General features: G+C 37.8%; 12 protein-coding genes, 1 tRNA gene and 2 pseudogenes. 5 read left to right on the forward strand and 10 right to left on the reverse strand.

Going from position 1 to position 10,583, the window contains the following annotated elements:
- Nucleotides 1-22 precede the first annotated feature (22 nt).
- A complete protein-coding gene (locus tag HHA43_RS08685; RefSeq protein ID WP_168461183.1) occupies nt 23-541 on the forward strand; it encodes a DUF3465 domain-containing protein in 519 nt (172 codons plus the stop codon).
- A 34-nt stretch (nt 542-575) separates the two neighbouring features.
- On the opposite strand, the gene HHA43_RS08690 is transcribed toward HHA43_RS08685, so the two are convergent.
- From HHA43_RS08690 to HHA43_RS08720, 7 genes are all read right to left on the reverse strand, one after another.
- Nucleotides 576-1,031 carry a DUF962 domain-containing protein gene (locus tag HHA43_RS08690; RefSeq protein ID WP_168461181.1) on the reverse strand — a complete coding sequence of 152 codons (456 nt, stop codon included), beginning with the start codon at nt 1,029-1,031 and terminating at the stop codon, nt 576-578.
- Nucleotides 1,032-1,237: 206 nt separating this feature from the next.
- Entirely contained in the window at nt 1,238-1,846 is a 609-nt protein-coding gene (locus HHA43_RS08695) for a septal ring lytic transglycosylase RlpA family protein (protein ID WP_168418070.1), read from the reverse strand.
- Between the two features lie 294 nt (nt 1,847-2,140).
- On the reverse strand, nt 2,141-3,142 hold the full coding sequence (gene mltB, locus HHA43_RS08700) for a lytic murein transglycosylase B (RefSeq protein ID WP_168418071.1): 1,002 nt from the start codon (nt 3,140-3,142) through the stop codon (nt 2,141-2,143).
- Nucleotides 3,143-3,495: 353 nt separating this feature from the next.
- A complete protein-coding gene (locus HHA43_RS08705; protein ID WP_168461179.1) occupies nt 3,496-4,146 on the reverse strand; it encodes a hypothetical protein in 651 nt (216 codons plus the stop codon).
- 18 nt (nt 4,147-4,164) lie between these two features.
- The gene (gene queF / locus HHA43_RS08710; protein WP_168418073.1) at nt 4,165-4,980 is read right to left on the reverse strand and encodes an NADPH-dependent 7-cyano-7-deazaguanine reductase QueF; all 816 of its coding nucleotides are present in this window, start codon (nt 4,978-4,980) and stop codon (nt 4,165-4,167) included.
- Nucleotides 4,980-5,753: an ABC transporter permease gene (locus HHA43_RS08715; RefSeq protein WP_168418074.1), complete on the reverse strand. Its 774-nt coding sequence runs from the start codon at nt 5,751-5,753 to the stop codon at nt 4,980-4,982. Before HHA43_RS08715 ends, queF begins: the two co-directional genes overlap by 1 nt.
- Nucleotides 5,750-6,685, reverse strand: a complete 936-nt coding sequence (locus tag HHA43_RS08720) for an ABC transporter ATP-binding protein (RefSeq protein ID WP_168418075.1) — start codon at nt 6,683-6,685, stop codon at nt 5,750-5,752. The genes HHA43_RS08715 and HHA43_RS08720 overlap by 4 nt, the downstream gene beginning before the upstream one ends.
- 179 nt (nt 6,686-6,864) lie before the next feature.
- On the opposite strand from HHA43_RS08720, the gene HHA43_RS08725 reads away from it, so the two are divergent.
- The 4 genes and pseudogenes from HHA43_RS08725 to HHA43_RS13220 all read left to right on the forward strand — a co-directional run.
- Nucleotides 6,865-6,940: transfer RNA gene (locus HHA43_RS08725), tRNA-Arg, on the forward strand.
- Nucleotides 6,941-7,149: 209 nt separating this feature from the next.
- Nucleotides 7,150-7,440 (forward strand): hypothetical protein, encoded by a 291-nt coding sequence (locus HHA43_RS08730; RefSeq protein WP_168542401.1) that lies wholly within the window; start codon nt 7,150-7,152, stop codon nt 7,438-7,440.
- Nucleotides 7,441-7,525: 85 nt separating this feature from the next.
- Nucleotides 7,526-8,311, forward strand: coding sequence for a hypothetical protein (locus tag HHA43_RS08735; protein WP_168542403.1), 786 nt, complete (start codon nt 7,526-7,528; stop codon nt 8,309-8,311).
- A gap of 79 nt (nt 8,312-8,390) precedes the next feature.
- Nucleotides 8,391-8,744 (forward strand): annotated as a pseudogene (locus tag HHA43_RS13220) (hypothetical protein); the annotation flags it as partial.
- Between the two features lie 89 nt (nt 8,745-8,833).
- On the opposite strand, the gene HHA43_RS08745 reads toward HHA43_RS13220, so the two are convergent.
- The 3 genes and pseudogenes from HHA43_RS08745 to HHA43_RS13315 form a co-directional block, all read right to left on the reverse strand.
- A complete protein-coding gene (locus HHA43_RS08745; protein WP_004733307.1) occupies nt 8,834-9,322 on the reverse strand; it encodes a GNAT family N-acetyltransferase in 489 nt (162 codons plus the stop codon).
- On the reverse strand, nt 9,312-9,578 hold the full coding sequence (locus HHA43_RS08750) for a DUF1778 domain-containing protein (protein WP_004733309.1): 267 nt from the start codon (nt 9,576-9,578) through the stop codon (nt 9,312-9,314). Before HHA43_RS08750 ends, HHA43_RS08745 begins: the two co-directional genes overlap by 11 nt.
- A 795-nt stretch (nt 9,579-10,373) precedes the next feature.
- A pseudogene (locus HHA43_RS13315) lies at nt 10,374-10,485 on the reverse strand (single-stranded DNA-binding protein); the annotation flags it as partial.
- Nucleotides 10,486-10,583: the final 98 nt, after the last annotated feature.

A 10,583-nucleotide genomic window follows, 5' to 3' on the forward strand; every position in this document is an offset into this window, starting at 1 on the left:
AGACTAAAAGTGTGATGACAATATGGCAAATAAAAAGAATTTAGGTGTTGGTGCAATTATTGTTATTTTAATTGCAGCATTTTTTGGCATAGATTTACAGCAGTTTCAAACTGAAACACGCCATGACCCATCCATTTCAAGTGAAAGCACAAAATCTACTCTATCTAAGGATGCTCAAACACCTTTTAAGCATGAAAATGGGTCAGATGATGTTGCCAAGATTGAGCGAGCATTTCGGCTAAAACAGCGTGATGTGCAAGTTCGTGCTAGTGGTCGGGTAATTGCAATTTTACCTGATGATAATGAGGGTTCACGTCATCAAAAATTTATCTTGAAACTTAGCAATGAACAAACACTTTTAGTGGCACACAATATTGATTTGGCGCCTCGTATAGCCAATATTCAAAAAGACGATAAGGTTGAGTTTTTTGGTGAATATGAATATTCAGACAAGGGTGGGGTAATTCATTGGACGCATCATGACCCAGCCGATAAGCATGTGAGTGGATGGTTAAAACACCAAGGAAGAACCTATCAATAAAGGTTCTTCCGATTATTCTAATTGGATATAGCGTTTAAACGCGCAAATCGCTCGTTTTTTGCCGTGTTTGCCAAGAAGGTAGGATTTTACCTAAATATGCATCCATGCACCAAATTGGGCCAATGAGAAGGAATTGGACGTCTTTAAAGAATGAAGGCTTTTTACCTTCTACTTTATGTCCATAAAACTGGCCAATCCAAGCCAGAACAAACAAGGCAATATAGAAACCAGAACCTACAGGTAAAATATAAATTAACCATGCCATCACCAGCATGAGTGCCGCCATGGCGACAGCTAAAACTAAATCGAGTCGCGCATAAAAAATAAAACTAAGGACTAACAGCAACGTGGTGAGTAGCGCGCTAAAATGCGCCAGAATACCCACAATTGAAAAAAAGATTGTGGGTACGCATACCCAATGAATAAGTTTATTGGTTTTATTTTGATGGCTTTCACTATACTCATCAAACCACTCTGTTACAGTCTTCATGCTCTACTCCTGTAGAAAACGATTCATTGTTATTTTTAGACTGAATAAAATATAGCGTAGAACGATGCAGCGGTCAAATGTATAGCGTGGTGAATAAGGGGGTAGATCTATATTTTGCTCTAAGATTTAAGGGCAAAAAGCTTAGATGTTAAAAAAGCCACATAAAGTGGCTTTTTTTGTCAAATGTTCAGGAGTAAAGCGAAGTTTTAAGAGTTAGGACCTTCAACACGCTCAATACTCACTTTACCTACGCCTGCATTGGTAATACCCAATTGCTTCGCAGCGCCGTAAGAAAGATCAAGTACACGGTTGCCATGGAACGGACCACGGTCATTTACTTTTACAACAACGCTTTTGCCGTTGTTTTTATTGGTCACGCGAATATAACAGTTGAGCGGTAGGCTACGGTGTGCTGCGGTCATTGCATTCATATCGAATGTTTCACCGCTTGCAGTTTTACGACCGTGGAATTGACGACCATACCAAGACGCCATACCTGTTTGGCTAAATTTACGTACAGTATTTGAAGCCACAGTGTTTAACTTCTCAATCACTGAAGGTTCTTCTGCAGGAATTTCAATTTTCGCTGCAATCGTTTGACGACGAATTTGGTCGCCTGAACGTTCGGTGATTGAAAGGCTGTTTAAATTTGAGAAATGTGAATTAAAACTTTGAGCTTCTTTATTGAGTACACGTGCAGCAAGGCTAGATGACTCATTGTCATTATTGAATGATGATTGCACCATTTCAGCTTGCGACTGACTTAGGGCAACAGCTGCAGAAAGTGCAAGTAAGTATTTAAGTGAACTATGCATGGTTTGAACTCCTGAAGACAGAATTTTTAACTTATTTCGCTCTTAACTGATTGAAATAGTGGTAATCCTGTCTGTAATTTCACTTTTTTGACTACATTTGACGAAATGGATAATATTCATCCCTTACCAAAGGTGTCTAGTCTTTATACGAAAATAATGACAAAAAGTACCAAAAAACAACTTTGTTTGATTAAAAAATAATCAATATTGTAACAATATATTTAAAAAGATGATTTTGTGATCAAATTGTCAAAAATATTTCTTGACTTTACTTGTTTGGTTTGGGTGTGGGGTTTATCGGCTGGCAATTTCAGTACCGAGTAACCATAACGCAGTTGCATACATACGGCTGCGGTTATAGGTCGTAATCACCTGAAAATTTGGGTAAGTAATATAGTAAATTGGCCCATAATTCTCTTGCAATTGAATGACATTCACCAAATCCAGATCATCTATTTGTACAATAGGATTCAGCGGTGCGATGCCTTGCGATTTTAAGACACCATAAGGTGTAGGTAAGGTTAAATCTTTGGCAATCACGCTGTCAGGATTGTTACCTGTATAACGTGCTGCAAATGCAATGGGTTGATTTCGCTGCCAGCCATGCTGTGCCAAGTAATTTGCAATTGAGCCAATCGCATCTACTGCTGAATTACGAAGGTCGATATGACCGTTGCCATCATAATCCACCCCAAATTTTGGAATGTTGCTTGGCATGAATTGAGGGTAGCCGACTGCACCTGCATAAGAGCCGACCACAGAAGAGGTTGGAATACCATCTTTATATGACCATGCAATGAGTGCAGCGAGTTCATCTTTAAAGTATTCAGCACGACGTTCGTAGCCAAAACCTAACGTTGCTAAAGCGTCACGAGTAATAAATGAACCTTTATTGCTGCCAAAGCCTGTTTCTACGCCCAATATACCTAATATGATGGCTTGAGGCACACCAAACTGCTGCTCAGCACGATTGAGTGTATCTGCATACTGCTGTTTAAAACGTACACCACGCTGAATAGTGCTTTCTGCAAGGAAATTCGTTTTATAGGCATACCAAGGCTTACTTTCGCCTGGACGGTTCATAATATTGATGATATTGGGTAAATTTTTAGAACCATTCATTGCCCAGTCAACTTGCGCTTCGCTCAAGCCATAAGTTTGCATCGTTTTTTGTTTAAAACTGGCATAAGACGGATGTTGCTGAAAATCATTGGCCTGACAGAAACTGGTGATAGAAAATGCACCGATCAGTAAAGAAACACGTTTTAGTTTGTTATAAAAATCAAGTTTGAACATATTGGGCAAAATTCCAAATTGATGATTTGCACAACTTATTTATATGCAGTAAATAAGTTTGTACTTATATAGAAGAAGAGGTCTTAGATTGACCTTAAAGCGCTAAAGCGAAGTCAGCGGCTAAGATAGCATTCAAGCGCGCTTGCTTTGTAAAAACTTATACAAAAATAGACAAAGAATGTGTAAAAAGCGCGCAGGATTTGTAACAAAGTTAAAACGCATCACAAAAACTTGCTGCAATTGTCTAAAAACGGACAGATTTGACAGTATTTATTCTCCGAATAAAAATGCCTGATCGAAATCAGGCATTTTGTCAGTTCATTACATGATTAAGATGTATGTACGTATCTATATTAAGGATGGAATAAAGTGTCGTGATATTCCGCTAATACCATCAGCTCTTCTTTGTTAAGATTTGGAATGATTTTATCAACAGCAATATGAACGGCTTTAATTACCGCAGCAGCACCGATATCTGCAGCTTTACGTTTAATCATGCCTAAATCTAAGGTTTTATTAAAGTCGCTCATAAAGTGACGTACTGTCGCTTCTGCGAACTGTTTATACAGTTCAGTTAAAGCCGCTTTATTGACTTCATTGCCTGCTTGAATTTCGGCATAGTTGTGTTTAAGGCTGGTCACCAAACTCGCATCTAGTGTTTCTCCGATGCGTGCATTGCCTGCCGCATCTTTAAAGCTACTACGCTCAGAAAATTCAATCGATTGTTTGACGACATCATTCGGTGCTTTGCTTAATAATTGTTTAAGCAATACCGCAACGGTAGATTTGATATAACCCGCAAGTTTTTCGGCAGTGTCACGCTTATCACTGGCAGGAAAACGGCGTACCAACTCCGTTAAAATTGCATCAATGATTTCATCATTAATCATGAGTGCTGTTTTGTCACGAAGCGGGTACAGCGGTTCACTTGAATTTTTTTTCTGTTGTGCAGTTTCAATTGTATTTAATAATTCTGCAGATGGAATAAATCCAAAAAATGGCATTGTAAAACCTCAATGTTTTTATTGTCGCGCTAAACGAATAGGGCGAGGCATCCATGTTAAGTCCGATACACGACATGGGTTAATGTCTAAACCACCACGACGTGTATAGGTTGCATATACCATCAACTTTTCTGGTGCAAATTTTTGCCAAATATCTGCAAACATTTGTTCCACGCATTGTTCGTGAAAACCATTATGCTGACGATATGAAATAATATAAGCCAAAATACTGCGATAACAAGGTTTTTTGCCTTGATAACGGATAAAAACTGTACCCCAGTCAGGTTGTCCAGTGACTGGGCAATTACTGCGCAATAAATGAGAGTAAAGTTGTACCTCTACATCTTCTGCCTGTTCTAAATCAAACTGTAATAAGCTTGGATCAGGATGTTGCTCCAAGCGTTCAGGACTAAGTTGATCTATGCAAATGCCCTCAGGCTGACTGATGGCTAAATCATCAACCTGAAATAGCGTTAGCGTAACTGGTGCTTCTGCTGCTGCAGTTAAATCATGCTCTACCGTTTCAATAAAATTGGCAGGAGATTGAAAACGGGTAAAGTTCATACTGTTGAAGTAAAGCTTTAGCGATTTAGATTCAATCAGGTTAGGCGAGGATGCAGGTAAGCTAATACGACCAATCGCAACCTGAGGGACACCTTCAGCATTTAGCCAAGAAATTTCAAAAACGTGCCACCAGTCCTGACCGAGTTGGATGCCTTCAACGTCAGCATATTTTTCACGTGCAGCCGCACGTGAAATAGGGAATAAAATATCGGGTTGATATTCGGTTGGGTAGTTGGTGTCTTTACCAAGGAGAGATTGTTCAACACTCATTATTCACGCATTCCTGAGCCACGAGAAAGTAAATGATAGGCGATGCCATACAGCGCGGCACAGCATAGTGTAATCACTGTGAGTGAAATCGTCACGTTTACATCGCTATGACCTAGAATGCCGTAACGGAACGCATTGACCATATACACGACTGGGTTAATTAAAGATAAGTTTTGCCAAAATGGACTGAGAGCGCTAATTGCATAGAACACACCGCCTAAATACGTCAGGGGTGTTAAAACAAACGTTGGAATAATGGAAATATCATCAAAAGATTTGGCATAGACTGCATTAATAAAGCCACCTAAAGAAAACAAAAAGGAGGTGATTAAAACAGTATAAATAGTCACGAACCAATTGGTAATATAAAGGTCTGTAAAGAAAAGGCTCATTGCTGTCACAATAATGCCGACCAATACACCACGGCAGACGCCACCCAATACATAGCCCCATAAAATGGCATGTAAAGGTACAGGACTCATAATCAGCTCTTCAATGCTTTTTTGGAATTTTGCACTAAAAAAACTTGAAGATACGTTGGCATAACTGTTGGTGATGACAGCCATCATAATTAAGCCAGGCACAATAAATTGCATATAGCTAAAGCCGCCCATTTCACCAATACGTGAGCCAACCAAATTACCAAAGATTACGAAGTACAAACTCATGGTGATGGCAGGTGGTAATAAGGTTTGCGGCCAAATCCGCATAAAACGACGAATTTCTTTATGAACTAAGGTGTAGAGTGCAATACGCAGTTGGGTAAAATTCATTGCGCAGCTCCATCTAAATTCTTTTCGACCATTTTGACAAATAACTCTTCTAGACGGTTCGACTTGTTTCGCATACTGCGCACCCGAATACCTTGTGCTTCTAACAGTTGGAACAAATCGTTCAGGCTATGGGCTTTATCCATCGTGACTTCTAAAGTCACAGCATCGATTAGATTAAAGCGAACCCCAATGATGTCCAGTTCAATCGGTTGAATGGGTTCAGCCAAATCAAAAATAAAAGATTCTTCATTCAGTTGATTGAGGAAGTTTTTCATAGAGGTGTCTTCTTTAATCACACCACGGTCAATAATCGCAATGCGACGACACAGCATTTCTGCTTCTTCTAAATAGTGTGTGGTCAGAATGATAGAGGTGCCTTTATCATTCATCTCCGTGAGAAAATCCCACATAGAACGACGTAATTCGATGTCAACACCTGCAGTTGGTTCATCTAAAATCAGTAATTTCGGTTCATGCATCATGGCACGTGCAATCATCAAGCGGCGTTTCATCCCACCCGATAACATGCGGGCTTGAGTGGCGCGTTTATCCCAAAGCCCAAGTTTTTCTAAATATTCTTCTGCACGTTGTTCTGCGATCTTTTTTGGAATACCGTAGTAACCTGCTTGAGTAACTAAAATATCAAAGGTTTTTTCAAACTGACCAAAGTTAAATTCCTGCGGAACAACACCCAAACACTGCTTGGCTTGCGATGGCTGTGTATCTAGATCATGACCAAAAATTTCTACTGTGCCTGAAGTTTTTTTGGTGAGAGAACTGATGATGCTAATGGTTGTAGATTTACCTGCACCATTTGGCCCAAGTAGGGCGTAAAACTCACCCTCAGGTACGCTCAAATTAATGCCCTTAAGCGCTTGGAAGCCATTTCGATAGGTTTTCGATACGTCCCTTAACGTCAATGCATCAGTCATGAAATTCTCACTTGAGGAATAGAGCAACTATTGTGAGCGATCTTGCGCAATAAACCAAGTGAGCAGCATGGAATTCTATGTTGCAACTTTGGAACATTGCTTAAAGCATAAGCATAAAATTGTTCAACTTATATATAGTTGCTTTACCTTGAGCAATTTTTTGTTATGATGTGCAGCGCGCGCTCATAGCTCAACTGGATAGAGTACAGGTCTCCGAAGCCTGTGGCGTGGGTTCGAGTCCCGCTGAGCGCACCAAACCAACATATTAAACTATTGATTTTAAAGAAAAATATAAGTAAAAATTGTTTCGCATGTACTCATTTGTGTGCTTATAATTAATTTCACCACTTTGTAAGCTAATATTTCATTTTTTCCATAACTATCCTCTATTATGTTGATATTACTACAATTGTACTGATTTTTATAAAAATTGGTTTAAGCCTTTGATAAGAGTTGAATTAAGAATGATGCAACGACTTTGTATAGCCACGCCAACAGATGAAGAGTTTGATAAAGCCCAAGAACTGTTATTTAAAATGGGGTATGAGTGGAATGGCTTTGAAATGGAGATTGATGGTGCTCAAGAGCTAACAGATCGCAACGGCGCAACGGCGATTTACACTCATCCTGATGACAATACCATTGATTCCTGGATGGGATTTATAGATGATCCCTTACCAGCACAAGATGATTTTGACGGTGGATATAGATTGGTGGCCTTTAAGGACTTAATCTCATTATCCACGGGTAATTGAAGTATTAAGTTTGTTAGAATAATTTAGTTGAACATTCAATTTACTGAAATGTTCCGAGAGATTAATTCTATTTCTGGATATAACAATGCCACTTTTTAGCCGTTGCTTCATATTGTCTATTGCTTATTTTAGCTTCCAATTAACAAATGCAGACTTAGTTGAATTAGATACTAACCCTAACAGTGTATCAGCTGATCGCATTGATCAATTAACACGGACATTGGCTGAAGGTTCATTTGGTAATGTAGAAGAGAAGGTTGTAGTTACTGCAAAAGAAGCGGAAGAAGCAGCGGAAAAAGTTCCTATGTTTATTGATCCTAAAGAATACAAAGCATTAGGAATTAAAAGTAGCTATAAAATATATGGTGATTCTGAAATCTGGTATTTACCTGAATCGCAAGAGTATGCGGAACAAAAATATTTCTCCAATAATGTAAAGTTCTTTAAATTACTTGGTAGTGATGTAGCCTTATTTGCCGATATGGATGATGAATCTGCCACAGATGATGATTATTGGACAGTAAATTGTTCCAAAGATCGTATTACAGATGAAAAGATATATTTAATGGGTAAATATGAAATGATGTTTATCCGATCTTCTAAGACAGGTTGGATGTTCTCAGTAAGTAAGGAGTTAAAGCAACTTAATCCTACACAATACCAATATATACGGATCGATAAAGCCCCTGCACTTAGGTCTCGAAACTTTTTCAAAGGTCAGCAAACACTAAATATTATTGAACAAATGAAAAAAGGGAATACAGCTTATACTCGTTTCTACGAATGGTCTGGTCAATACGAAGAAACCATACCTTTAAAGGGCTTTTCTATTGCTTATAATACTTTGAATATTATGTATTCGAAATTATAAGGACTTAAAAATTTAAAAATTAATTTTAGCCATCTATTTATTTTATTTAAATGTTTAAGCACCCCCAATAACTCTGTAACACTCCAAAACCAGCTATATAAATTCAGGGATCTGTTCTACCGTAGTGGATGTGATGATCCCTGATTTTTTTGGGTCAATGACAAGTTATATTTAGACCTAGTAGCAAAAGATAAGACCAGTAGAGTGCAGGGGATTTCAGAGAATGTAATAACCTACGGCGATGTACAAAACCAGGGTAACGCATTTGGTAATGTCTCTATCTAATCAGCGATTATGTGTGGAGCAAATCGTATCAAGACAGTTCAAGTTAAGCGCGCCGTCTTGGGTTGTAGATGGCAAAAGCGAGGATTTACTTAAAGCTAAAAAAGTTCAGATTGATGATTTTCAACTTCTGAAGTTTAAAATTAATTAAGTGTATATGTATTTGCAGATTATTGGATAAATCAGCCACTAATTCCTGTAAGCAGTTTACCAGTCACTCCTATTGCTAGTAGACCACTTTCAATTGAAACTAGGTATTTCACTCACTGGGTATATTAATGTTAATGGATTTGATGTTAATGAAATAAAGCCGAAACGCTGATAAAACTCCATCGCTTTTTTATCTTTAGCATGTATTACAACAAAATTAACACCAATAATTTGAGCAACTGTTGAAACTTGTTTAAGAGCATGGGCTAAAAGCACTTTCCCAATTCCTCGCCCCTGAACGGTTTGATCAACGGCAAAGCGACCTACAACTACACAAGGGAGCGGATAACGAGGTAATCGTTTAGTAAGCACAGTATCAACTACATCAAATCCTATGGATGTGCTGGATAAACAATAAAACCCTCTCACTTGTAGATCATCATCAATAGCAACATACGTTTTACTTGTTCCTGATTTCTGATGTTGGGATGCATACTGTTTTATGAATTTATTTAAATCATCTTGCCCGCAATTAAATGATTTTTTCTGATGATGGGCTTGTAAAACCTCAATTTTCATCTAATAAACTCATTAATTTTTTCATCTCATCATTTGCAGGGCGTGGGTTCTCAAGTATGTTCATTAACATATCTCGATCAGCATTATTTACTTTTAACTCATAATTAGATTTAAGTAATTCTTTTGCTCTTTCAAATGAGGATTGAAGCATAAAGGAACTTACACTGAGTCCCAATAAATTCGCAGCTTGTTCAATTACATTTTTTGCATCTACTGTTGAACGAATATTAATTCGTTCCGTTGCTAAGTTAGTCATATCCCACCCAACAAGTACATCAATTTGATGTACAAATTATAGCAGATTAAGATTGTGCTTCAAGATTCAAATTTGGATATTTTGTTTTGAATTATTTGAATAGAAAATCAATGGCCTACTACTATCCAAAATGAGTGGCAGGATTTGAATAAGAATAACTGGTAGGTTTACATAAGAATACTCATGTATTCGATCACGGCTGTTTTTTTATTACATACTTAACAGTGATACATTTTGCTAGTCCTAAATTTTGAAGGCTGACCAAGCTGGTTTTATATACTATTTGAATAGAAAATCCGAAATATTGATTAAATTTTACTCATGTCTACCGTTACTCAGGAAAAGTTATGTTCAATACATGCAGAGGCCCCTGTTCAATACATACTTTTTTTGAGCTTTTTTTTATGTTCAATACATACTTTTTCGGGTTCTGTTACACGGGAATTTTAAAAGTGTTACACGGAAATTTTAAAACCGTTACATAACCAAGTGGAATATTTTGCTAATTCACTAAATATTTGTCTGTAAAAATGCCAAAACAAAACAACTAAACTACAGACAGTTATAGCTAAAAATAGCTAAATCATGTCTAAGGTTTTGTCTAATTAGTCTTTGCTTATCTAATACAATCTAACGTAGTTTCAACTATTCGGTAATACTTGAATATCGAATTACAGCCAAAAAAAACCATACTGGGGGGTATGGGCAAAACTAAAAAACTACAGCGATTTATAAACGTATTATAGAACGGCGTATTTCTCACTTGTATTGCAGTTGGTCGGAAAGTGAAATACATCACAGCAATTGCAGAACATCTGCCTTTATCTCTGCGACTTCCCGATCTGCACCGCTGGTCTTTCCATTTCCGTGTACGCAATGAACCCTCAATATAGACTTTGCTGCCTTTCTAGAGGTATTGAACCGTACCGGGTTTGTCGGAGACTTTTTTATTTAAGTTAGGCCACCTGACCTAACGGGTTAATCTTATCATAGTACATTGCTTCA

This window comes from Acinetobacter sp. A2 (assembly GCF_012371325.1).
Lineage (GTDB): Bacteria > Pseudomonadota > Gammaproteobacteria > Pseudomonadales > Moraxellaceae > Acinetobacter.